Origin of the sequence: Maritalea porphyrae (assembly GCF_027213965.1) — a bacterium.
Taxonomy (GTDB): domain Bacteria; phylum Pseudomonadota; class Alphaproteobacteria; order Rhizobiales; family Devosiaceae; genus Maritalea; species Maritalea porphyrae_A.
The window spans coordinates 58,157-80,408 of the sequence record NZ_JAPWGX010000004.1 but is presented as its reverse complement, the minus strand read 5'-3'; the positions used below and the strand labels follow the sequence as shown (position 1 = coordinate 80,408).

27 protein-coding genes are annotated in these 22,252 nt (G+C 49.1%); 26 read left to right on the top strand and 1 reads right to left on the bottom strand.

The features are described from left to right. The first annotated feature begins 6 nt into the window (after positions 1–6). The 26 genes from O4H47_RS13270 (at position 7) to O4H47_RS13145 (ending at position 21,315) form a co-directional block, all read left to right on the top strand. Positions 7–420 carry a hypothetical protein gene (locus tag O4H47_RS13270; RefSeq protein ID WP_269394480.1) on the top strand — a complete coding sequence of 138 codons (414 nt, stop codon included), beginning with the start codon at positions 7–9 and terminating at the stop codon, positions 418–420. An 84-nt stretch (positions 421–504) separates the two neighbouring features. Further along, entirely contained in the window at positions 505–1,803 is a 1,299-nt protein-coding gene (locus O4H47_RS13265; RefSeq protein ID WP_269394479.1) for a hypothetical protein, read from the top strand. Positions 1,804–2,013: 210 nt separating this feature from the next. Continuing rightward, positions 2,014–3,087, top strand: coding sequence for an N-acetylmuramoyl-L-alanine amidase (locus tag O4H47_RS13260; RefSeq protein WP_269394478.1), 1,074 nt, complete (start codon positions 2,014–2,016; stop codon positions 3,085–3,087). Next, positions 3,084–3,452 (top strand): hypothetical protein, encoded by a 369-nt coding sequence (locus tag O4H47_RS13255; protein WP_269394477.1) that lies wholly within the window; start codon positions 3,084–3,086, stop codon positions 3,450–3,452. Before O4H47_RS13260 ends, O4H47_RS13255 begins: the two co-directional genes overlap by 4 nt. Before the next feature lie 13 nt (positions 3,453–3,465). Next, the gene (locus tag O4H47_RS13250; RefSeq protein ID WP_269394476.1) at positions 3,466–3,690 is read left to right on the top strand and encodes a hypothetical protein; all 225 of its coding nucleotides are present in this window, start codon (positions 3,466–3,468) and stop codon (positions 3,688–3,690) included. Further along, on the top strand, positions 3,687–4,022 hold the full coding sequence (locus O4H47_RS13245; protein ID WP_269394475.1) for a hypothetical protein: 336 nt from the start codon (positions 3,687–3,689) through the stop codon (positions 4,020–4,022). The genes O4H47_RS13250 and O4H47_RS13245 overlap by 4 nt, the downstream gene beginning before the upstream one ends. Further along, positions 4,022–4,522 carry a DUF1804 family protein gene (locus O4H47_RS13240; RefSeq protein ID WP_269394474.1) on the top strand — a complete coding sequence of 167 codons (501 nt, stop codon included), beginning with the start codon at positions 4,022–4,024 and terminating at the stop codon, positions 4,520–4,522. The genes O4H47_RS13245 and O4H47_RS13240 overlap by 1 nt, the downstream gene beginning before the upstream one ends. Next, positions 4,519–6,147, top strand: a complete 1,629-nt coding sequence (gene terL, locus O4H47_RS13235; RefSeq protein ID WP_269394473.1) for a phage terminase large subunit — start codon at positions 4,519–4,521, stop codon at positions 6,145–6,147. Before O4H47_RS13240 ends, terL begins: the two co-directional genes overlap by 4 nt. Continuing rightward, a complete protein-coding gene (locus O4H47_RS13230) occupies positions 6,144–7,757 on the top strand; it encodes a phage portal protein family protein (protein ID WP_269394472.1) in 1,614 nt (537 codons plus the stop codon). Before terL ends, O4H47_RS13230 begins: the two co-directional genes overlap by 4 nt. 98 nt (positions 7,758–7,855) lie before the next feature. Then, entirely contained in the window at positions 7,856–9,049 is a 1,194-nt protein-coding gene (locus O4H47_RS13225) for a PBECR2 nuclease fold domain-containing protein (RefSeq protein WP_269394471.1), read from the top strand. Between the two features lie 128 nt (positions 9,050–9,177). Further along, a complete protein-coding gene (locus O4H47_RS13220; RefSeq protein WP_269394470.1) occupies positions 9,178–9,675 on the top strand; it encodes a phage virion morphogenesis protein in 498 nt (165 codons plus the stop codon). A gap of 266 nt (positions 9,676–9,941) precedes the next feature. Continuing rightward, positions 9,942–11,042 carry a hypothetical protein gene (locus tag O4H47_RS13215; RefSeq protein WP_269394469.1) on the top strand — a complete coding sequence of 367 codons (1,101 nt, stop codon included), beginning with the start codon at positions 9,942–9,944 and terminating at the stop codon, positions 11,040–11,042. Positions 11,043–11,094: 52 nt separating this feature from the next. Continuing rightward, complete coding sequence (locus O4H47_RS13210) at positions 11,095–11,472, top strand: hypothetical protein (protein ID WP_269394468.1); 378 nt, start codon at positions 11,095–11,097, stop codon at positions 11,470–11,472. Between the two features lie 54 nt (positions 11,473–11,526). Next, the gene (locus O4H47_RS13205; protein WP_269394467.1) at positions 11,527–12,462 is read left to right on the top strand and encodes a capsid protein; all 936 of its coding nucleotides are present in this window, start codon (positions 11,527–11,529) and stop codon (positions 12,460–12,462) included. A 67-nt stretch (positions 12,463–12,529) separates the two neighbouring features. After that, on the top strand, positions 12,530–12,892 hold the full coding sequence (locus O4H47_RS13200; protein WP_269394466.1) for a hypothetical protein: 363 nt from the start codon (positions 12,530–12,532) through the stop codon (positions 12,890–12,892). A 12-nt stretch (positions 12,893–12,904) separates the two neighbouring features. Continuing rightward, a complete protein-coding gene (locus O4H47_RS13195; protein WP_269394465.1) occupies positions 12,905–13,378 on the top strand; it encodes a DUF1320 domain-containing protein in 474 nt (157 codons plus the stop codon). Next, on the top strand, positions 13,378–13,857 hold the full coding sequence (locus tag O4H47_RS13190) for a Gp37 family protein (protein ID WP_269394464.1): 480 nt from the start codon (positions 13,378–13,380) through the stop codon (positions 13,855–13,857). The genes O4H47_RS13195 and O4H47_RS13190 overlap by 1 nt, the downstream gene beginning before the upstream one ends. Before the next feature lie 5 nt (positions 13,858–13,862). Beyond that, positions 13,863–14,072 (top strand): hypothetical protein, encoded by a 210-nt coding sequence (locus tag O4H47_RS13185; protein WP_269394463.1) that lies wholly within the window; start codon positions 13,863–13,865, stop codon positions 14,070–14,072. Next, a complete protein-coding gene (locus O4H47_RS13180) occupies positions 14,069–15,367 on the top strand; it encodes a phage tail protein (protein WP_269394462.1) in 1,299 nt (432 codons plus the stop codon). Before O4H47_RS13185 ends, O4H47_RS13180 begins: the two co-directional genes overlap by 4 nt. 63 nt (positions 15,368–15,430) lie before the next feature. Next, entirely contained in the window at positions 15,431–15,946 is a 516-nt protein-coding gene (locus O4H47_RS13175; protein ID WP_269394461.1) for a phage major tail tube protein, read from the top strand. Positions 15,947–16,032: 86 nt separating this feature from the next. Continuing rightward, on the top strand, positions 16,033–16,380 hold the full coding sequence (locus O4H47_RS13170; protein ID WP_269394460.1) for a hypothetical protein: 348 nt from the start codon (positions 16,033–16,035) through the stop codon (positions 16,378–16,380). Between the two features lie 178 nt (positions 16,381–16,558). Further along, positions 16,559–19,075, top strand: coding sequence for a tape measure protein (locus O4H47_RS13165; RefSeq protein ID WP_269394459.1), 2,517 nt, complete (start codon positions 16,559–16,561; stop codon positions 19,073–19,075). A 3-nt stretch (positions 19,076–19,078) separates the two neighbouring features. After that, the gene (locus tag O4H47_RS13160; RefSeq protein ID WP_269394458.1) at positions 19,079–19,543 is read left to right on the top strand and encodes a phage tail protein; all 465 of its coding nucleotides are present in this window, start codon (positions 19,079–19,081) and stop codon (positions 19,541–19,543) included. 2 nt (positions 19,544–19,545) lie between these two features. Next, complete coding sequence (locus tag O4H47_RS13155) at positions 19,546–19,797, top strand: tail protein X (protein ID WP_269394457.1); 252 nt, start codon at positions 19,546–19,548, stop codon at positions 19,795–19,797. Next, positions 19,794–20,786, top strand: a complete 993-nt coding sequence (locus tag O4H47_RS13150; protein ID WP_269394456.1) for a phage late control D family protein — start codon at positions 19,794–19,796, stop codon at positions 20,784–20,786. The genes O4H47_RS13155 and O4H47_RS13150 overlap by 4 nt, the downstream gene beginning before the upstream one ends. Beyond that, positions 20,779–21,315: a hypothetical protein gene (locus O4H47_RS13145; protein ID WP_269394455.1), complete on the top strand. Its 537-nt coding sequence runs from the start codon at positions 20,779–20,781 to the stop codon at positions 21,313–21,315. The genes O4H47_RS13150 and O4H47_RS13145 overlap by 8 nt, the downstream gene beginning before the upstream one ends. Here the strand turns inward: O4H47_RS13145 and O4H47_RS13140 are convergent. After that, positions 21,312–22,169, bottom strand: coding sequence for a hypothetical protein (locus O4H47_RS13140; RefSeq protein WP_269394454.1), 858 nt, complete (start codon positions 22,167–22,169; stop codon positions 21,312–21,314). The two genes, O4H47_RS13145 and O4H47_RS13140, sit on opposite strands and share 4 nt — an antisense overlap. Positions 22,170–22,252 lie beyond the last annotated feature (83 nt).

Genomic DNA, 22,252 nt, shown 5'->3' with positions numbered 1-22,252 from the left:
CGGACTATGCCTGAACACCACTTCAAAGAAGATTTAGCCGACGTCGCGGACATTCTTGGTGAAGACGTAGCCCAAGAACTATTTGCAAAACTTCCCGGCATCGAATTCAAGGTTCCAATGCAGTTTAGCGTTCACAATCCATTGGTGAACATCGATCGAGAAATCGCAGACCGCATCATCGCAACGTTTCCGGGCGATAAATTCTATATCCCTGTCAAAATCGATTTAACCGACAAAGTCGCCACTATCAAAAAACTGGTCAAGAGCGGTAAATCACCGCGTGACGTTGCGTTAGAAGTACATGTCACTGAACGATATGTGCGCAAGGTGATGGCAGACAATGGCATCAAGAAACCGCATCAAGTCGATGAAAACCAAATCGACCTGATCGATTGGCTGAACAATACAGATACAGAATAGCTGTGGAACGCGACACGTATTTGACTCAGGCATCCAACAAAACCGCCCAAAAACACGTGTTCCCCAAAGACCGTTTGGAGCCCAATGTGGACCTCGCGCTTCAACAGCATTAGACTTTTATTGAAGCGCATGAGCATTTTTCCTGAATCGGGTGACAAGTTGAGCAACGAGAACGACATATATCTGGATGGAAGGCTGTTTCGTGATCTACGTATAAACTGGCAGCATGCCTGCACACTTTGCTTTGCTAATGGTGACTTGTTTCGCCGTGCTGTTAGAACTGCACACCCTATTGTTCGGAGCACGATGCTTGACTGGGACGATGATGAAGATATCGAAATAGTCTACCTGCTCGCACCCGCTGAAAATGTACGACGCAGGCTCCATGTGCAAGGTTATACTAACGAGCGTTGCCGCAACCTTTGGGACCGTGAGTATCCCAAACATATCGCGGAGCTTGAAAAACACTATGAAGTCTCCGACGCCGAGGAAAAACAGAGAACATCTGCGCTAAGGGGTCTTTCCTTTGAAGATTGGATCGAACGGGCCAAATCATTGGGATTAGATCATTGGGAGCGACGTGGTTTGTTTGAGTTCGATTTGAGGGACAAGTTTGCTAGCTTGGCTCTTGAGTTGGAGTATTTCAAACCTGAGTTCGTTTGGACAGACCTTACGTCCTATAGCAATGAATTTGATTCAAAGCTGACTGTTCACGAAAATCTATTGCGACTGCATACCTTTGAAGACGAAGATCAAGAGATAGTTAGCGCTACCGGTCCTGTCCTTATACTGACTGAAGGTAAGTCTGATACTGAAATTTTATCGACAGCCATCCAAGCCATGTATCCTGAGTTCTCCGATCTATTCCAGTTTGTAGATTTTCAGGAATTTAGTATCGAAGGCGGTGCCTCTATGTTGGCCAAAATGGTCAAGGCACTAGCGGGGGTCAGGATGGATCAATCCATTCTTGCTTTATTCGACAATGATGCAGCGGGGTTGGCGGAACGACGTTATGTAGATCGCATTCAAGCACTGCCGCCTAATATCAAAACTATGGTTTTGCCCGAACTTGAGCTTGCCAAACAATACCCAACAATTGGACCCGAGGGATCGCGGCGCATGGATGTTAACGGCACTGCTAGCTCGATAGAGCTGTTTTTGGGTAAAGACGCCTTAACTGATAACGAGGGCAGACTTCATCCTATTCGTTGGACTGCATGGAATAAACAGATCAAACTCTACCAAGGCGCATTGGAAAATAAAGATGATATCACAAAACGATTTCTAGCTAAAATGAAGACAGGAGGAGACCCAGCATCCCTGCGGACGGAATTCTCGGAAATGGACCACCTCCTGATCGCAATTTTTGGCGCGTTTCACTGAGTGTCTCGCGCTTTTTTGCAACGGTCGCTTTGTCCACATTGTCGACATTCAAGCACATAACACAAAACCAAATTTTGCTCCAACTGTGGCGGTTGGCACAGGTTCGTGTGACGTTCAATAATAGCCACATTGATGGCGGAACTGTTCCGGCGACTTCCCCCAGCTAAATAGCCAAACATGTACCCACGCGAAACGCTGGGGAATTCCAACATGTCGGCTTTACTTTCAAGTGCATTTTCAGATTTTGAGTTTGTCAAACCCGCGCGGCCAATTGATCGAGTGTTTGTCCATTGTTCAGCCAGCGACTATCCCCAGCACGACAATGTTGCAACCATGCGCCAATGGCACCTTGAGCGGGGCTGGTCAGATGTTGGTTATCACTTCTTCATTCGCAAAGATGGCACATTAGAAATCGGTCGCCCGATTGACAAAACACCGGCCGCACAAGCCGGACACAATCGCGGCACGATCGCCATTTGTTTGCATGGACTTTCTAAAGACAAATTCACCGTCGCCCAGAAGGCTACCTTGCGCACTTTATGTGTGCTGATCAACGAAGCTTATGCCGGATTACTCACATTCCATGGTCATTGTGAGGTGGCAAACAAGTCTTGCCCTGTTGTGGCATATGGCGACGTTCTTAAGCTGACCTCAAAAGCCAAACTCGGATACGACAAAGCCTCAACGCGTATCCAGATGCCAGCCAATCAAAACATGGCCGATCTGGAAGCACCAGAAGCAAAAGAGTTTCCAGACCACATTCTATTGTTGAAGGGGTCACGCGGACCAAATGTCACTTGGCTACAAACAAAGCTGAAAGAGCTTGGCTATCCCGTAGGCAAGATCGACGGGAAGTTTGAAACCATGACCCGCACCGCTGTCTTGAGTTTTCAGGCGGACAATCATTTGCTCGAAGATGGCAAAGTTGGCAACTCAACTTATGAAGCGCTTGAAGATGCGCAGCCACGCCCTATTGCGCTTGAACGGCAAAAGCAAGGTTTGGTTGAATTGGCCAAAGGCGGTTCACGGATCGCACAAGCGTCAATCTCACAAGCAACCATTGGCGGCGCAATTGGGTTGGGCGGAATTGCTAGCGTTGTTGAAGAAACATCAGGCACAGTTTCAAAACTGACCCAAGGCATAGGCGTGTTTGATCAAGCGTTCCAAACGCTTGGCCCATGGCTTGGCGCAATCGTTGTTGTTGGTGGCATCGTTATCGTTTTGCAAGCACTCAAAGCGGGCCGCGCGCGTGTCCAAGATCACCAGACAGGTAGAACAGCATGATTGGCGTTTTGCTAAAATCGGTGATGGGTGGTGGCACCAAATATTTAATCGCTTTTGCCTTGGTCTCAGCCCTTGGTTTGTTCGCCTACAACAAGGGCGACCATGACCGTTCGCTTATATGTCAAGCCACCGAACTCACCCGTCAATTGGAATTGGTGAAAGCTGATCGCGATCGGTTGGCGCAACAGGTCAAAAACGCTGAACAGGCTCGAAAGGTCGTGTCCGAACAATTGTTGGCCGACATCAAAGCCCTAACGCGCGCCCAAACCCAAGCAAAGGAATTCGCCGATGATGTTAAAAGTCGTGACACTGTGTGTCCCCCTGTTAGCGCTGACGATGCTGCAAGGTTGCTCAAAATCCAGTGAAACCCTTCCCGGATTGTACGCTCCCACGATTGCGTCGTCGGCGTTGCCCGACTTGGACGTTCGCGATCAACAACGGTGCTACGAACCCGGCGTCATAATCGGCGAACAGGCATTAGTCGAACTTGGCCGCACACGGGTGGCCCTTGCCGATTGTCGGCGCAAACATGGTCGCGTTGTGAAAGCCTATGTGACCTTGCAAACCCTTAATGCCGCTCCAACGAAAGAACAAAACCAATGACTGGCCCTGAAACGTTTTTCGGCATTAAGATTGCCACCCTTTTGACCGCCGCCGCTGGTGCTGTGATTTCAGTTTTATTGGAACTGCGAACCCATGACCTGCTCACTGCCACAGGCTCCATTTTGGCTGGTGTCTTTATCGCTATCGTTGCGACCGATCCGACCATTGATGCGTTGCGCCAATATGAACACCTCAGTGTTTCTGAAAGTTGGGGCTATGCCATTGCAGCTGCTTACGGCATTACCGGTCGCAACTTGATCATTTTCCTAAAACGCTCATCCAAAGACCCAATTGCGACAGTCAAAGCCGTTTGGCCATGGGGTAAAAAATAATGTCTGGCCCCAAAAAATCGGCCAAAGACGCTAGACGTAAATTCGTGTTTGAGCGTCAGGCCATCCCGACTATCGCTTCTGCGCTTGGCGTATCCGAAAGCACAGTTCGTCGCTGGAAGAAAACCGCCAAAGCAAATGGCGACAATTGGGATTTGGTCAAGTCGGCCAACATGATTTCGGGCGAAGGAATGGAAGCGACGGTCGCCGATATGATCGAACGCTTCGTCGTCCAATTTCAGGCGACAATTTCAGACCTTGAGGCAGACAAGAATATTGGAGCGATTGAACGTGCCAAGGTTTTGACCAGCTTAAGTGATGCGTTCGCCAAAACCGTTTCTAGCGCCGGTCGGGTCGCGCCCAAAATTTCAGAATTAAGTGTTGCGACAGACGTGGTGAAAAGGTTTGCCGACTACGTGCAAAAGAATTATCCGCAACATGCAATTGCCTTGCTCGAAACACTGGAGCCATTCGGCGTTCACCTCACTGAGGTTTACGAATGAAGAAGCTTAGTGCGCGCGATTTCAAAAAAAGCATTGAAGAAATTGCGTCGGTTCTGCGCCAGCAAATCGAGTTGGAAGTTGATGCCTTTCCAGCCGATCCAAAACTGCGCGCAGAACGGCTAAAAAAGATCAATGACCCAATCAATGGCTATCGCTTTTTTGCTGAGACTTATTTTCCGCACTATCTCACCATGGAACCAAGTCTATTGCATGAACATCTTTATGCAGATTTGCCAGATATGGTTTTGCTAAAAGACGGGCAAAAACGCCTTGTCATTGCCCCGCGCAGTTCTGCAAAATCAACCCATGTGAGTTTGATCTTTCCATTGTGGTGCATCGTACGCGGTCTTAAGCATTACATTGTTTTGATCATGGATGCGTTCGAACAAGCTGCCGTTATGTTGGAAGCACTCAAGGCTGAACTCGAAGCCAACCCGCGCCTAAAGTTTGACTTTCCCGACTTGGTTGGCCAAGGCCCAACTTGGCGCGAAGGCGACATCGTTACGCGTAACAACATCAAGGTCGAGTGCTTTGGTACCGGTAAAAGAATTCGGGGTCGTCGCCATGGCCCTTACCGTCCTGACCTTGCCATTCTTGATGATATTGAGAATGACGAAAACGTCGCCAACCCAAAACAGCGTGACAAGCTTGCCAATTGGATTGCCAAGGCCGTGCTCAAACTTGGACCGCCCGATGGATCAATGGACGTTATCTATGCTGGAACCGTTTTGCACTTTGATGCGGTTATTGTTCGATATGCCAAGAAACCAAACTGGAAGGTCACAGAATTTCGCGCCATTGTTCAGTGGCCCGATCGCATGGACCTTTGGGAAGGTTGGGAAGAGATTTATCTCAACGAAGGCGAAAAAGACGCCGATGACTTCTATCAAGAAAACAAAGGCGACATGGATCATGGCGCAGTTCTAAACTGGCCAGCCAACCACACGCTTGAATTCTTGATGAAAGAACGCGCTGGCGAACACAACTCGTTTGAAAGTGAATATCAGAATAAGCCAATCTCAGACGACAACCCATTTCAGAACCTAACCTATTGGGTGATGAAAAAACGCAACTGGTTGTACTTTGGTGGCATTGATCCATCCCTTGGCAAGCACAATAAAAACCGCGATCCTTCGGCCATCATTATTGGCGGTTATGATAAAGAAGAAGGCATATTTGATGTGGTTGAAGCATCCATTCGCCGCCGGTTGCCTGACATCATCATCGACAACGCAATTGCCATGCAGCGCGAATATAATTGTCAGCTTTGGTATGTTGAGGCCGTGCAGTTTCAAGAATTGTTGCGCACCGATTTAATGAAGGCCGCAACAAAAGCTGGCCTTGCTATGCCCTGCATTCCAATCATTCCAATCACGGACAAGAACTTGCGCATTGAGCGTTTGCAGCCACCCGTCAACGCGGGTTTAATCCGGTTCAGTATTGGGCAAAAGATGCTCATTGATCAATTGCAGCAATGGCCGGACTCGGATCACGATGATGGTCCCGATTGCTTGGAAATGCTTTGGACCGCTGCCATTCATAGTGCAGCCACCACCATCACCGCATCCACTTTCAAAACAGCGCCGAACGCCAGTAACAATATCATGAAGGGGTACACCCAATGAGCAAGAGAAATCGTCGCCGCAATAAGTCGGTCACCTCGAACAATGACAGCTCGAACCGCCCAAGCTCATATGTGCCACGCAATGGCGGCAAACTGTTTGCCACAGCCAAGAACGACATCACCATGCCGCTTTATACGGGCATGTTGGAAAACCAAGACCCAACTCTAAAGAGCCAAGGGCGGCACATTGGTCTCAAATTGTTTGATGACTTGTTGCAAGATGGCAAGGTGCGCACAACCTACAATAAACGCGTTTCCAAACACACAAAACGCGAATGGCTCATCACACCGGCCAGCGACGAACAACAAGATGTGGATGCCGCTGAAGCAATCACAACCATATTGAAACGCTTGCCCTTCGACACGATCACAAAGTCTTTCTTGAAAGCGATCATCAAAGGTTATGCGGTTTCTGAGATTGTTTGGCATCACGGACCTGATGGTTGGATTGTACCTGAACAGATCAAATCGCATGATCCGGCGCGGTTTAAGTTTGACCATGAATGGCAACCAAGATTGTTGGTACCTGGGGAAAACATCAAAGGCATTGAATTGCCGCCTCGCAAGTTCATCACGCACCGTTTTGAAGCTGAAGGCAACAATGCCTATGGCATGGGTTTGGGATCGGTTTTATTCTGGCACGTTCTGTTCAAGCGCCAAGGCGCAAAGTTCTGGTTGGTCCACTTAGAAAAGTTCGCATCGCCAACACCATTCGGTCGGTTCCCACAAGGCATGTCAGACAAAGAACAAGAGAACTTCTTGGTCCTATTGCAGAACCTTGTACAAAACGGCGCATTGGCCGCACCAATCGGCACTGAAGTTGAGTTCTTGGAAGCCAAACGGGCTGGCGAAGCGGGTCATCAAGAATGGTGTCGTTATTGGGATGAACAAACATCCGAAGTTATGAACGGTAGCACTCTATCGACCAGCGTCAAGGGACAAGGCGCGCGCGCCGCTTCAGAAACCCATGCGGAAGAAACGCAAGAACTTGTCGATGATGATTGCGACCAGTTAGCCGCGACATTGAATGACACACTGCTTAAATGGATTTGTGAAGCCAATTGGCCAACCGCAAACACACCCATCTTGTCACGCCCTCGCCCCAAAAATGATAGCGCTGAAGAAGAGCACAAGAAGAAGAAGCACGATCGGCAACAGTCCGGCATTCAAGCTTTAGATGCAGCACGTCGACAAGGGTTTGAACCAAAAGACGTGCAAAGCTGGCTTGGCGATGTGATGGACACCGAAATGGTGCCGATCAAAGTTGTGGCAACACCACCAATCGCCACCAACGATGACGCACCAACACAAGAGTTTGCAACTACCACTGACAATGGTTCGATTGATCATCTCAGTGAACAACTCGCGCAAATCGCAGGCGGTCATACGCAAACAATAGTTGATCACGTCAAATCAAGACTTAACGGCGCAACTAACTATGCAGAGGCCACCAATATCTTGCTAAACGCCTATGGCGAATTGGAAGTCGACGCGTTAGGCAATGTCATCGGCGATGCGATTGCATTGGCGGACCTAACCGGACGATCTGACATTTATGAGCAAACCGGCATCGCTTCGAGCAAAACCACAGGCTCAAAAAAAAAGACCTAAATCAGCCTAGCTTTTCAGATGGCATTGGTCCGTTCGATGAGGCGCAATCATTCTTTAGACAAAAGATCAAACTGCCAAGCAACGCTTGGAGTGATCTTTTGCACGAAGCGCATGATCGCTCCTTTGTCATTGCAGGCGCCACCAAAGACGCCATGTTGAGTGACTTCCAACAAGCGATCGACAACGCCATAACAAAAGGCATGCCGTTCAAAGGCTGGAAAGACAAACAGGGAAACTACCAAAAAGGCTTCCTTGACCAGTTTGATGAAATCGTTGCGCGTCATGGTTGGGATTATAATGGTGGCCGCGATTGGCGCGCGCGGATCATTTACGACACCAACATAAAATCCGCCTATGCCGCTGGCCGGTTCAAACAAATGAACGATCCGGCCATTCTCAAAGCATTCCCCTATTGGAAATATGTTCACGGCCTAGAACGGGTTCCAACCCAACCACGCGAAGAACATTTGCATTGGGATGGTCTCATATTGCGCGCCGACGATGATTGGTGGCTCACTTACTATCCGCCCAATGGTTGGAAATGTGGATGCGGCGTTATCCCTGTTAACGCCGCTGAACTCAAACAAATGGGCAAATCTGATCCCGACCGTTCGCCAAAGATCAAATATGAAAAGCGACGCGATCCCGGTACCGATGAATGGATGGACTATCCAATGGGTGTTGATATGGGCTGGGCGTACGCGCCCGGTCGAACGTGGTCTGAAGGCTTGGTGCCAAAAGCTTTGTCTGAGACCCTTAAATCGATTGACCTTGTTGAAGCGCCCAAAAATCTAACGCCATTGCGTGATCTAGCAGCACCATCAAAAGCAACGATGTTGGATCTCGACAAACCAGAAAGCTTCTATCTTGATGCGTTCCTAAGCAGGTTTGGGGCGTCGGCGGGATTGGCAAAACTTCACCGGGACAAGTCAGGCCATGTGGTGCCTATTTCTGATGATCTATTCCGCACAACAACCGGCGACATTAAGATCAAGAAATTTGGCCGCGAAGCCAGTGTTGAGTTTTTGGCCGAGACCGTTTTGGACCCCGATGAGATTTGGGTTGATTGGGCAAAAAGCAAATCAGGCAAAATCTATCTGGTGAAACGTTTTGTGCGCTATTTCGAAAACCTATCAGGGTTCGCGTCATTCTCTTGGACCTCGACCGGCTGGTTTGGCACCACAGCATTCAATCCATCAAAGAAGAACAAGCTTGATCGACCAAACAGGCAATACCTTGAACGGTTGCGCAAAGGCGCTTTGCTTTATCGTCGAAAAAAGGAAAACGAGTGAAGGGTTATGTAAGGCGTGTCGATAACCACAGGTCTTGATCGTTTTGATCCCGCCATCGCCACGGGTCATGCATCAAAGCTGCTGACTTCACTCGCTCCTAATATAGCAATTCAAACCGGAATGTTCAAATGATCAGTTTCAAATATGAATTTGACGAACTCAATGACGAAATGACTGCGCTGATCGAGCGGATTGAAGACAAACAAGCGGCGCACATGATCATTGGCCAAACACTATTGAACCGTCATCGTCAGCGTTTCATGGATGAGGTTTCGCCCGATGGCAAAAAGTGGGCCGCGCTTTCACCACTGACATTGGAGCTTAGAAGATCGCCAATCGGTATCTTGCGCGATACGGGTGAATTGATGCGGTCAATCCACTTCAAAGCGACAAGCGACAAAGCTGAAGTTGGCACCAATTTAAATCATCCAAAAGTCATGACCCATCAATATGGGGCAACCATTAAACCCAAAAGCGGAAAGTCGCTGGTCATTCCAAGATCAAACGGTGCGAACCGCGCGGTGTTTATCAAACAGGCGAATATTCCAGCACGGCCATATATTGGAATTGGTGTTGGGGATGAGCAGGCAAGTCATGATGCATTATTGGGCTATTTGGAAGGTTGAGGGAAATCCGCCACTGAGCATCCTGAATAGTCAAACTGGCATATCCATACCAAAAATTCGCCCATACCCCGTTAGAGGGGCGTTAGAATTGCATTAAGTGCGGTTTATGATCCATATGCGGCTTGCAAATGTCACCTTGCACCCGTTTTGACTAAATCCACCCCAAATTATCCCTTCCCAAATTCATGACGGAACTGTTCCGGCGCATTTTGTTTTTGTGTCCGCCAAAGTGACATCCAACGATTGCAATGTTGGAGAATTGGCCCGTGCCGAAAAACAAATCTGAGACAAAACGTATTGAAGTTTTTCGCCCCGGCACTTTCACCGCCATGGGTGGCCAAAGCTTTTCCGCCTCATCTCAAGACCTAATTGATTTGGCTGAACGGTACGATCCAGAAAACAATCCGGTACCAGTGGTGATCGGCCACCCCAAAACCGACACCCCTGCATATGGATGGGTCAAAAGCTTCTCTTTTGAAGATGATCGCCTGATTGCAGAACTAGATCAGCTTGAACCCCAATTCGCCGAACAAGTGACCGATGGGCGCTATAAGCGCATTTCCATGAGCTTCTTTGGCAAAGGGTCCACAGCCAATCCGGCTGGTGATGAGCTTTATCCCAAACATATCGGCTTTCTTGGCGCAACGCCCCCAGCGGTTTCCAACCTTAAGCCGGTTGAGTTCAGCGATGAAGATGAAAGCGTCACCATTGAATTTGGTGTGCCAGCTCTAAAGGACGTCGCCCGTCTATTCCGCAAAATCCGCGAATTCTTCATTGAAGAGCATGGCAGTGAAAAGGCCGATGAAGTCCTGTCCGATTGGCAGATCAATTGGATCGACGATGCTGGCAATGACGACAAACCCAACAATTTTTCAGACCAAAACGAGGATGATCCCATGGGCGACAAGCCGAATGACAAACCGATTGATCTAAGCGCCCGCGAAAAAGAACTCGACGCGCGCGAAAAGCGTTTGAAGGATCAAGAGGCAGAAACCACCCACAAAGAGCATCTCGCATTTGCCGATGGTCTGGTGAAAGAAGGCAAACTGCCAACGAGCGAAAAAGAAACGGTTGTTGCTTTGCTTGATGGTCTTGCCGATCAAGCCGATCAGCCGGTTTCATTTGGCGCGGGTGATGAAGAAACCAGCCTTTCAGATTTAACGAAAGACTTGTTGTCCAAGCTGCCAAAAATCGTCGAGTTCGGTGAAACCAATTTGGACGACAAGATTGTTGAAAGTGACAATTCACCAAAAGCAATCGCTCAAGCCGCAAAGTCCTATCAATTCTCGCAAGGCGAAAAAGGTCTCACGGTATCAACGTCTGATGCGGTGGCCCATATCCGAAAAGAACGTGGCGTAACCGAATAGGCGTTTCAAACGGCGCGCAACCACCCCCAACTCAATTCAAGGAACCAAACCCATGCAACAACATGTAGGGCTGATCAAAAACTTCACATCTGAAGGCACGATCGAAAAACGCCGGTTCGCCACATTTGGTGCAGCCGAAGGCAAAGTGAAACGCGCCGGAATTGGTGATCCAATTCTTGGCACCACAGCGGTTATGGGCACCGATGGCGCAGATCAACGAGTTGATGTGTGCATGGACAATATCCGCGAGATTGTATTTGGCGGCACCGTTGAATTTGGCGACCCGCTCACAAGCGATGCTCAAGGTCGCGCCATTAAGGCTGAACCCGCCGCCGGTGTAAACGTGCCGATCGCTGGGCGCGCCATGAGTGCTGGTGTCCTTGGCGTCATTGGTCACGTTCACCTCAACCCATCGGTGATGCAGGGCTAGGCAACCTTTTCTAGCGCCCCACCTATTCAACCCAATTAGGAAAGAACTCAGATCATGTCGAATGCTACCGACCAGTTCACCGAAAGCCCAACCCTTACGGCTATCGCGATCGCTTATTCAAACCCCGACCATGCATTGATCGCCGATCAGGCATTGCCGCGCGTTCCCGTTCCAACAGAAAACTTCAAGTACCAAAAGTACGATGAAGCCGAAATGTTCACCCTGCCCGACACCAAGGTTGGTCGTCGCTCGACACCAAACCAAGTCGAAATCGAAGGGTCTGAAGAAAATTCAAGCACCCAAGATTACGGCATTGATATTCCGTTGGACAATGCAACCATTGAAGCGGCCAAAGCCAGCGGGTTTGATCCTGAAGCACGGGCGACGGAACGCTCAACAAACATTGTTTTGCTCGACCGCGAAGTTCGCGTTGCGACATTGCTCACCAATCCAGCCAGCTATCATTCGGATCATGTGGAAACATTGTCAGGCACTGATCTGTTTTCCGACGCGGCATCTGATCCCCTATCAATCATTGAAGACTTGATGGCGACCTGTTGGCAAAAACCAAACCAGATCGAGTTTGGGTTTCCAGCTTGGCGTGCGTTCCGCAAGCATCCCAAAATCATCAAAGCCATTTTGGGCAATTCCGGTGATCAAGGTCGCGCAACGTTGGCACAAGTTGCCGAACTGTTGGAAGTCAAGCGCGTCTTGGTTGGCGAAAGCCGGGTCAATATTAAGCGTCCGGGCGAAGCGGCACAATTGCAGCGGGTTTGGGGCAATTCGGTTTGCGGCCAATTCATTGACCAAACCGCCGACACAAGCGGTGGCATTACCTTTGGTATCACCGCTCAGCACAAAGAAAAGGTCGCTGGCACCTTGCCTGCAAATATGGGCCTTCGCGGTGGCAAGTTGGTTCGGTCTGGCGAAAGCGTCAAAGAATTGATCATCGCCAAACGTGCCGGGTTCCTCATTCAGAACGCCGCCTAAAAAATACTAGCGCGCCGGGGTGGCGGGAAACTGCCACCTCACCTTTTCCCAATGTAGGAGACAACCAATGTCTGAAAAACAATCCTATCCGGTGCTTTCGCCCGTTCGTCATGATGGACAACGTTATGCGCCAGACGATGAACAGTTCAACACGATCACCCTCACTGACAAAGAAGCCGTGCCGCTCAAAGCTCTTGGCTGCATTCCAAAAGAACAAGGTGAACCACAAAAGGCTAATGAGCCAGATTTAACCGACGTACAGCGCATCGAAAAAATCAAAGAAGCCATCGGCGATTTGGACGCTGAAAAAGACTTCAAAAAAGACGGCGCACCCAAAGCGGCATCCGTAAACACGCTTTTAGACTTTGATGTTTCCGCCGACGAAATCAATGCGGTTTGGGCAACAATCAAACCAGCCGACGAAGAATAGGACCAGCTACCCATGACAGGCGATCGCTACATCACAATCGACGAACTCATCAGCATGAACGATCAAACCCATTTGCTCGCCCTTTGCGGCATTGGTGGTCCAAACAGCGCTGATGGTCGTCAGATAGATCGCGATCGCCTTCAAACTGTGATCAATCGCGCCAACTCTTTGATTGATGGTTACCTCAAGGCCCGATACCCGCGCATCGCAACCATTGATGTTGGCGATATGGACCACAGCCTAAAAGGCGCGGCAAGCGACTTGGTGATTTATTGGCTGCGTGACCGGGTTGGTGACAAAGCCGGTGTCGATGACACAGTCAAATCCCGCTACCACGACATTATCAAATGGCTCAAAGAAATTCGCGATGGACAGGTCGAGTTAGATTTGCCCGGTCTGTTTTCCACCACTGAAACAAACAATCCTTCAGGCATACGTGGCGCGTTTCCCCCGTCCGCCGCCGCCAAGGCATTAGAGGGCTATTGATGACCAACGCACCCAAATGCCAAATCGAAAAAATCCAAGATCAAATCGTTGCGCGCCTAAAAGATCAGGTCGGCTCAAAATTCTACATTGATGCTTTCCCAGCGAACCCAAGCCAATTTGATCCAGCCATGATGGATGCCGCAATTTTGGTCAATTATGCCGGATCACGTTATGGCGCGTTTCGCGAGACTGACACCAGCCAGCAAATGCGCGACATGCGGTTCTTGCTTGTTCTTCATGTGCAGAACCTTGTTAAGCCAAGTCAGGCTTATGAGCATTTGGAAACGATCCGCAAGGCGGTGCAAAGTGTGCCGCTTGAAGGATCAACACCGATCAAACTGGTCTCAGAACAGCTCGCGGGTCAAGACGCGGGTCAATGGGAATGGCATATCGAAATCGCTCTGACCACAAATGCTGTTGCGGCGTTTACCCCATATACGCCGCCGCGCGTTCCTCTCAACATATTCACAAAGGAGTAAGGGTCATGAACGAGCCTTCTTTCAGTTCATACACCTACAACGGTGCGCACCAAAATGCGGCGCTAAGAACGGCGGGGCCGGACGGCAAGCCGATCGTCATTTTCCAAGATCACCTCGTACCGGGCAAAACCTATTTGATGCCGGATGATCATGCCACCGTAAAGGGCTGGTGTGATCTTAAAATGCTCACTCCAATCAAAGGAACCTCATCATGAGCACAGAACGTTTTTATGGCGCAGAGATCGTTGAAATCGATCAGGGCGGCGAATTTGTCCAAGAGAGAAAAGCGGCAACCTGTTTTTTGATTGGCACGGCTCCCATTCATGAGGTCCATGCGACCGCTGAAGAACGCGCGGCCTATATCAACAAAAAGATCATCATTCGCCGCCAGTCAGACATTGCCAAGCATTTTGGACCGCATCGGGCGGGTTACACGCTTCCCCAAAAACTTAATGCTATGTTCAAAAAAGCAAAGACCAAAGGCATTGGCACCATTTGTGTGGTCAATGTGTTTGATCCTGATGTGCACAAAGATGGTGGCGACAATCCCGATCCAAGTCTTGTAACTGCAAGCGATATTGTCGGCACCTTTGATGCGGCTGGCACACCAACAGGTTTAAAGCTGGCTTATAGCTGCTATCAGGCGTTTGGCTGGTTTGCCAAAATGATCTTGGCAACCGGATTTGATCAATTGGTTGGCGTTAAAGCTGAAATGGCATCAATCGCCGCGAAAACCCGCGCCCGTTATTTCTTGGACGCGCCTTATGGGGTTTCTGTTCAAGATGTGGTCACCGCGCGCGGTGCTGGTGGTGATTTTGACTTTCAAACAAGCGACACCCGTGCGGTGCTTTGTTGGCCAAATATGCTGATTTTGGATGAAGACCCAGACAGCACAACAACTGGCACAAAAATCCCCGATCCATATTCCGCGCATTTGGCTGGCATTTGGCTGATGTCGATTATGGAGTGGGGTTATCATCATTCCCCATCCAACCGCGAAATCATTGGCACCGAAGGCATGGCGCAAGAGGTGCTTTATGTGCCGGGCGATGCCAGCTCTGATGTGCAGACTTTGCGCAGCAACGGGATCGTTTCGGCTGAAGAGAGGCACGGCAAAGGACCACACACATCAGGCAATCATTCCGCTGCCCATCCAACATCAACCAAAATGCAAACCGCTCTTTATGTGCAATTGACCGAGGACATGATGCACGAAGCCATTTTGCACTTTTTAGATGAATGGAAAGATCGACTTTCATCGCCCGAACAGCTCGAACTTGTTGAAGACATCATCAACAAATGGGGTTTGGGCAAAACGGTTGGCCGTGATCGAGCATTGCTTGGTTTCCGGTTTAGTTTTGATCGCCAGAAAACCACGACCGCGACCGTTGCCGAACATCACTATTTCTACAAACTGAAATATATGCCGGTCGGCATGATGGAATGGCTCACGGTCGAAAGCGAAATCGACACTGATCTTGCACGCGATCCGCTAGGGCTTGCCGCCTAACAACTTGAGCAATTTGTTAAGCGACCAGTTCGCCTAACTTTGCAATCTGAAAGGATTATCAAAATGGCCGATCTGCGCCGGAATGCTAAAATCAACAATGCTGAGATTTATCTTAAAGACAATAATCTTGTCGGCATTGCTGAAGAAATCGACTTGCCCAAAATCGAATGGCGTTTGGTCGAACACGAAACCCTTGGTCAAGTGGCAGTCTTTAAAACGCCTTCGCGGGTGATGGAAGCCATGGAAGGATCGATTACCTTTAGCCATGTTGAACCTGACTTGGCGTTGGACTTTTACGACCCGACCAAAACCCATGTGCTTCAAGCGCACCATAAAACAGATGTCACTGGACCAGATGGCTTTGATGCCGATCGCTCGTTTACATTGGTGACGGTTTTAAACGTTCAATTCTACAGCGTGAGCCTGTCAGGCACCAAGCTTGGTGATCTGGTGAATGTGCCACTGGAATATACAGTGAGCCGCCTTGTTCAACGGGTTCACGATGCGGATGATGTGCTGTTCGAAGTCGATGTAATGACCAACACTGTACGGAACAGTTCCGGCGACCTTTGGAAGTAAATAAACCAATATAGGCCTTACGCGCCCTAAACCCCCGTCTGCGGCAACGCGGCGGGGGTTTTTTGTTTTTTATAGAAGGAAAAATCATGAGCAACAAAGCCGTCGAAAAACTCAAAAAAAGCAAACAAGAGAATTCTGGCAATGACGACTTTACGCTGCCAAGTTCGGGCGTCAAAGTTGAGTGGCCAAAATTCCTAGAGCACGGCGACTGGCAACGCAGCCTTAGAATGTCCAAGAATGATATTCACACAGCACAAGCTCTTTATGTCTGCAAAATCGCTACGTTTGACGGTGAAAAAATCACCGTGGCTGACTGGGGTAAATATGTACCCATCAATGAAGCAAATGAACTGCTGGCCAAAATCTTTGTCGGCGATGATGAGAGCGATAGCTGGGACGAAGAAGTGGGAAACGAAGCAAAGACGAAGGCGTAACGCTTTCGTCGCTCGACGCGCACACATATATGGTCAATCGGGGCTGGAACTCCGATGGCCTTGATCAAATGAGCGAGATCGAATTCGCAGCCGTTTTCCAAAGCCAAGTTCAATTCGATGAAGACGTTGCAGAAGCGGAACGCAAATCTGCGGAACGGGCGTCAAAAAGGTCAAACAGATGAGCATGAAGCTTGGCATCGTAGCTGAATTTACTGACCGTGCGACCAAACGCATGCGTCGATTTCTCAAGTTCAATGAGAAAATGGAGCGGCTCAATAAAACGCAAGCCAAGCTACAAAAAGCCTCATCTGTTGCTCAAACCAAATCGAACAAAACCACCACAAAAGTCGCCCAACAAACTCAAAATCTAGCGCGGGCACAATCGCGCGTAAAAGCGAGTGCACAACAAGCTTATCAGGCGGTGGTCAAAGGCGCTCAAAGCGCTGGTCGCTCAATTGCAAAACTTCACCGACAATCGCTAGACTTAGCCAAGCATGGCCTTGGCAACATCAAGAACGGTCTAGGCAAAGTCGGCAAGGGCGCAATGATTGCTGGCGGTCTGTTGGCGTCCATGTGGGCTGGGTCCGCCTTGGCGGCTGGGTCCATGGTTGATGTGGCTTCTCAGTTTGAAAAATTCGAAACCGTTTTGATTAGCTCAACTGGATCGGCTGAAGGCGCAAAAAAAGCCATGGGGTGGGTTACCACCTTCGCAGTTTCAACTCCATATGAATTGGACCAAGTCACCGAAGCTTTTGTTCAACTCAAAAACTACGGCATTGATCCAACCGATGGAACGTTGCGCACGTTGGGCGATACATCCGCCGCAATGGGGAAAAATCTAGGCGACGCTGTTGAAGCATTGGCCGATGCGGTGACAGGCGAGAACGAACGCCTTAAATCGTTTGGCATCACCGCAAAAAAGTCCGGTGACCTCATCACTTACTCCTATACCAACGCGGCTGGCGAAGCGATGAAGGCAACTGCAAAAGCTAGTGATCGTGCCAATATCCAAATGACTTTGATGGATATATTCAACGAGAAATATGCCGGGTCAATGGAACGTCTTTCAGCTACTTGGGCGGGCATGATGGCTAACTTGGCCGATCTTTGGATGAAATTCCAATTAATGATCATGGACGCTGGCTTGTTCGATTGGATGAAAGGCAAGCTCAAACTGGTTTTGGATACCATCACTCAAATGGAAAGTGATGGTTCACTTAAAGTTTGGGCCACTGAAATCGCCAGCGCCATTCAAACCAGTCTTGAAAGCGCATGGGAATTTGCCAACCGTGCGATCGACATCATTTCTCAACTATCAGATCATTTGGGCAGCGCCGCCGAATTTGTCGGTGGTTGGGAAAACCTTGCCATGGTTTTGGGTGGCATGGTGTTTGGCCCTGCCCTTGTGGCCACAGCCGCGGGCCTAATCCAAATCGCCACCGGTCTCGCTGCTTTGGGTGCAGCTTTAATGGCCAACCCAATCATGTTGGCCATCGCGGCAATCGCACTTGGTGTTTATCTCATCTATGCAAACTGGGACGCCATCAAACCCTATTTCGAAGCCATTTGGAACGGTATTTTACATGCCGCACAAGTGGCATGGGATTGGCTCAAACAAGCGTTTGAATGGACCCCACTTGGTCAGATCACCAAAAACTGGGAACCAATCGCCCAAGCCATGTCCGGCCCAATTGATGCGGCAAAGTCTGCAATTGCCAGCGCATGGGAAGGCATCAAATCAATCATGAAAGTGGATTGGGCCGCACTAATTGGCAATATAGAAATCCCGTCATTTGATGAAGCGATTGCAAACATCCAGTGGTTCTTTTCTCTTGAATGGTTGCCCGATTGGGAATGGCCTGAAATCCCCATGCCAGAACTGCCAGATATTGGCGGCATGATTTCTGATCTATCCGCAAAAACCAGTGAAGCATGGAAAGGTCTAACCGGCATCTTTGGTGGCCAAGATGCAGTGACCATTGCGGCAACTGATCCAGCTTCGATCGAACGCGCCACTCAGGCGGCCAACAAACTAAAGGCGGCAATGGATGGCGTATCTGGGGTCAATGTTAGCCCTGCCCTTGATCGGCTAAATCAGGTTAGAGCAGCCGGTGAAGCCTTGCCCGACACCATGCAAATTGTTGTCGATCGCATTGGAAATGTCCTAGGTCGGATCAACTTTGCACATCATGGCGAACGTATGATGGAAACCATTGCGTCTGGCATGCGCGCTAAATCGCATTTGTTGGTATCTGCCATGCGCGACGTGACCAAACAATTGCGCGATCACTTGCCTTCATCACCGGCCAAAACAGGGCCGCTGTCTGACATTCATCGCCTCAAATTCTCAGAAACGATTGCACGTTCCATTAAGCCCGGCCCAATGGTCAAGGCCATGCGCCAAGCCGCCGCCGCAACCTTGGCAGCCGCTTCGATTTCTGCCCCGGCATTGGCCAGCACACCGACCTTGGTTTCCCCGCCCCAAAGCGTTGCCGCCCGTCCTTCAAGTCAAGCACAAGCCAACGGAGCATCAAAAGGGGCAAACTACAGTTTCACCCTCGCCCCCGTCATTCATGTTGGCGAAGGTTCTAACGCATCGGCTGAAGACATTGTCGACAAGCTTTCTGAAATCATGCCCGACCTGATCGAAAAGATTAAGCGCGAACTCAAAGACGATGAACGGTTGGAGTTTTAACCCATGCAATTTGCGACCTATGGCGACATTCGAATGGGCTACGAAAGCCACATGACCGGCCCAACTTCAATGAGCGAAAGCCTGTCCAATAGCGTGCACGAACACAAGACCTTGCGCGGCAAACCCATTCCCCAACGCGCCGGTGAAGAATTGGACAAATTGTCCTTCACCTTCTTTTTTGATGAAAGCTTTTGCGATCCTGAAATTGAGCGCCAACGCCTCAAAAGTGAACACCGATCAGGCGTTGCAAAACCGTTTGTAACGGGCGATGGCGGATATGATGGCAAACACTTTTGGATCACGGCCCTTTCCAACGGCATTCAAAAGACCACACCAAGTGGGCGCATTGTTCGGTTTGAAGCGCAAATCAGTTTGCTTGAAGTGCCAAAAGGCGCTGGCCAAATTCGCGGTGCCGGTATTGCCAATGTTGCGCGCGCCATTTTCAACCCATTGCTCAAAAGAGGTTGAACATGACCGCGCCAAAACAAACCGGCCAATATTTGGACCACATCACCACCCCCGGCGAACGTTGGGATATATTGGCGGACAAGTATTACAATGATCCTGATTTGATGAACTTGCTGATGGCCAAGAACAAGCATCTGTTTGACGCCTATCCAGCCATTCTGCCAGCGGGTTTAACCTTGCGCATTCCAGTGCTTGAAACGCCACCACTTGATCAAACAATGTTGCCCCCTTGGAAACGAGATCAGTTGCAATGACAAGCGCAATTCCCATTGTCGACATGCAAATCAATGGCGTTGGTATTGGCCAAGAAACATCGCAATCCATTGTCGACTTTACTTGGACCGACAACTTGCATGGCAAGGCTGATGAAATCGCAACCACCCTTTGTGATCCGGTCGGGCTTTGGCGCGGGCCTTGGCGACCAGAACAAGGCGATTTAGTGCGCGTTTCGATCGGCTATGAAGGCCAAGCCCAAATGCCATGTGGTATTTTTGAAATCGATATTCCCGACGCATCTGGATCGCGCGGCAACGACCAGCTCCAATTTAAAGCCACATCGGCTTTTGAAAGCACCGATCAGCGATCGCAAAAATCCAAAGGCAATGAAGAAACCAGCTTAAAGAAAATGAGCGCGGATATAGCCGGTCGCCATGGTTATGGACTAAGCGGCGATATTGACGATATGGATTTTGCCTATAAGCGGCAACGGCGGGAACATGACTTAAGTTTTGTGCGCCGATTGGGCGAAGACTATGGGCATTTTGTCGGGCTTAAAGATCGCCAAATCGTGTTCCATCGGCGCGATAAACTCGAAGCGGCCCCCGCCGTGCGCACCATTGAAATCGCCGAACTTTCTACAGGCACCGAGTGGTCAGCGCGCGACAATTCCAACCGCACATTTTCCAATGCAAAAGTTCAATATCTTGACCCCAACAAAAAAGAACTGATCAAGGCTGAAGTCAGCGACAGTTCGGTCAAAGGCAATAATACCCTCAAGATTGATGAACGTGTGGAAAGCCCAGCACAAGCCGAACGTTTGGCCAAGGGCCGGTTGGCAAAAGCCAATGAAGACAAGCGTACCGCAAACCTAACTTTGGTGGGCGACGTCATGTTGATTGCAGGTGTGATTGTTGAATTGGGACCAACTTTTGGAAAGTACCAGGGCCGATACTTAGTTCACACAGCTACCCACTCAATCCGGCGCGCCAATTACACAACAGCATTGGAGCTTAAAGGTGTCTAATCCGAGATATATTGAGAACGAAAAGAACAGCCCTTTTAAGCGCGGCATTGTTGTCGATCGCAAAGCAGGTGCGGTCAAAGTTCAATTTGACGATGAAGATGAAGATCAAAGTTTTTGGCTGAACGTCGGCCAATCTGGCAGTGCAAAAAACAAGATGTTCAACATGCCCGACATTGGCGATCAAATCGGATGCCTTGTGGATTGGGATGGCGAAGACGGGATGACCGTTGGCACGATCTATTCTGAGAAGGACACCACACCCACAAACGACATGGACAATATGCATTTCTCGTTTCCAGAAAGTGGGGTGTCGATTATTGTTGGTAAGAAGTCAGGCGATGTAACAGTGTCTGGCGCTAACAATGTTGTGGTGACGGCCACCAACGTTTCGATTGAAGCGCCAAACATCAAGCTTGAAGGTGATATTGAGACCATAGGCACCATCACCAACAATGGTGTGAATATAGGGTCTGATCACAAGCATAAGGATACGATGCCGGGCAGTGGGTTGAGTGGTGAACCGGTTTAACCTCCCCCGGAGAGTAATTTTATTAGCGCTGTGATAATGAACTTCCCACCTTCTACCAACGACTTCTTTGCCTCAGTTTTTGCTTCGTCCTTTAGCTCAAAACCAAATTTCTCCAATTCTGACTTTGTATCATGCACCAACCCTACGTCGATGAGCGGCGCGTCCAAGAGTTTAATTATCGTTTGTGACATCGCTAGCAAATTTTGCCTTCTAGTCTCGTGCAGACTTGGCGAGTTGGAAAAAGACTTGCAGTCTTCAAGTTCAATAACGAGCTTTTCAAAGCCATCTACAAATTGTTCGTATTTAGCAAAAGCATTGCCCTCATGAAGTGGATTGGAAACCCATTTTGACACTGAGGACTTCTTGCCAACAATAGATGTCAAGTTCTCTTTGCTTCCTATTTCATTGATGCGTCTAACCAATGCGATCTTAAGCAAATGTACGAACTCTAGAATATCCCAATGCCCAATTCGGTTTCTGCTCGCGTTGCTGTTGACTTCATTTGAAAACCGTTGGTCTGTCATATGAATGGAGGTCAGTGTTTCATCGACTGTGTCAATATAGCTTGGCTCGTCGAAAAGAAAACGCTCAAAGGCATCAATTTGTTCTCTTTCGAATTTTTTCAGTGAAAGAATGTCTTCGGAGCTCCATTTGAGAAACTTGAGGCATATTCTCAATAAGCGTTTGATTGGCACGCCATTGAGATAGACCATTTGCTCATAGTCGAGTTCCATTTCCAACACGCCTAAGCATGCATCCAAAGCAAGAAGTATGTCTTGACCATCTAAGTCAACACTATCGATTTCGACGATGGCCGTCCTCAAATCGTCTATGAATTCTTGATCCCAATTCACAATACGTTCAACCTATTCCCCTGCCGGAACTGTTCCGGCGCATTCCCTAATATATAAGTCCATCATGCCTGTAATTGATTACC

Coding starts and splice junctions, on each gene's coding strand:
- O4H47_RS13265 (WP_269394479.1), top strand. CDS start 505: ATGTGGACCTCGCGCTTCAACAGCATTAGACTTTTATTGAAGCGCATG.
- O4H47_RS13150 (WP_269394456.1), top strand. CDS start 19,794: ATGACAAGCGCAATTCCCATTGTCGACATGCAAATCAATGGCGTTGGT.
- O4H47_RS13180 (WP_269394462.1), top strand. CDS start 14,069: ATGAGCACAGAACGTTTTTATGGCGCAGAGATCGTTGAAATCGATCAG.
- O4H47_RS13160 (WP_269394458.1), top strand. CDS start 19,079: ATGCAATTTGCGACCTATGGCGACATTCGAATGGGCTACGAAAGCCAC.
- O4H47_RS13170 (WP_269394460.1), top strand. CDS start 16,033: ATGAGCAACAAAGCCGTCGAAAAACTCAAAAAAAGCAAACAAGAGAAT.
- O4H47_RS13270 (WP_269394480.1), top strand. CDS start 7: ATGCCTGAACACCACTTCAAAGAAGATTTAGCCGACGTCGCGGACATT.
- O4H47_RS13155 (WP_269394457.1), top strand. CDS start 19,546: ATGACCGCGCCAAAACAAACCGGCCAATATTTGGACCACATCACCACC.
- O4H47_RS13190 (WP_269394464.1), top strand. CDS start 13,378: ATGACCAACGCACCCAAATGCCAAATCGAAAAAATCCAAGATCAAATC.
- terL (WP_269394473.1), top strand. CDS start 4,519: ATGAAGAAGCTTAGTGCGCGCGATTTCAAAAAAAGCATTGAAGAAATT.
- O4H47_RS13165 (WP_269394459.1), top strand. CDS start 16,559: ATGAGCATGAAGCTTGGCATCGTAGCTGAATTTACTGACCGTGCGACC.
- O4H47_RS13230 (WP_269394472.1), top strand. CDS start 6,144: ATGAGCAAGAGAAATCGTCGCCGCAATAAGTCGGTCACCTCGAACAAT.
- O4H47_RS13175 (WP_269394461.1), top strand. CDS start 15,431: ATGGCCGATCTGCGCCGGAATGCTAAAATCAACAATGCTGAGATTTAT.
- O4H47_RS13210 (WP_269394468.1), top strand. CDS start 11,095: ATGCAACAACATGTAGGGCTGATCAAAAACTTCACATCTGAAGGCACG.
- O4H47_RS13220 (WP_269394470.1), top strand. CDS start 9,178: ATGATCAGTTTCAAATATGAATTTGACGAACTCAATGACGAAATGACT.
- O4H47_RS13205 (WP_269394467.1), top strand. CDS start 11,527: ATGTCGAATGCTACCGACCAGTTCACCGAAAGCCCAACCCTTACGGCT.
- O4H47_RS13260 (WP_269394478.1), top strand. CDS start 2,014: ATGTCGGCTTTACTTTCAAGTGCATTTTCAGATTTTGAGTTTGTCAAA.
- O4H47_RS13200 (WP_269394466.1), top strand. CDS start 12,530: ATGTCTGAAAAACAATCCTATCCGGTGCTTTCGCCCGTTCGTCATGAT.
- O4H47_RS13245 (WP_269394475.1), top strand. CDS start 3,687: ATGACTGGCCCTGAAACGTTTTTCGGCATTAAGATTGCCACCCTTTTG.
- O4H47_RS13255 (WP_269394477.1), top strand. CDS start 3,084: ATGATTGGCGTTTTGCTAAAATCGGTGATGGGTGGTGGCACCAAATAT.
- O4H47_RS13195 (WP_269394465.1), top strand. CDS start 12,905: ATGACAGGCGATCGCTACATCACAATCGACGAACTCATCAGCATGAAC.
- O4H47_RS13240 (WP_269394474.1), top strand. CDS start 4,022: ATGTCTGGCCCCAAAAAATCGGCCAAAGACGCTAGACGTAAATTCGTG.
- O4H47_RS13185 (WP_269394463.1), top strand. CDS start 13,863: ATGAACGAGCCTTCTTTCAGTTCATACACCTACAACGGTGCGCACCAA.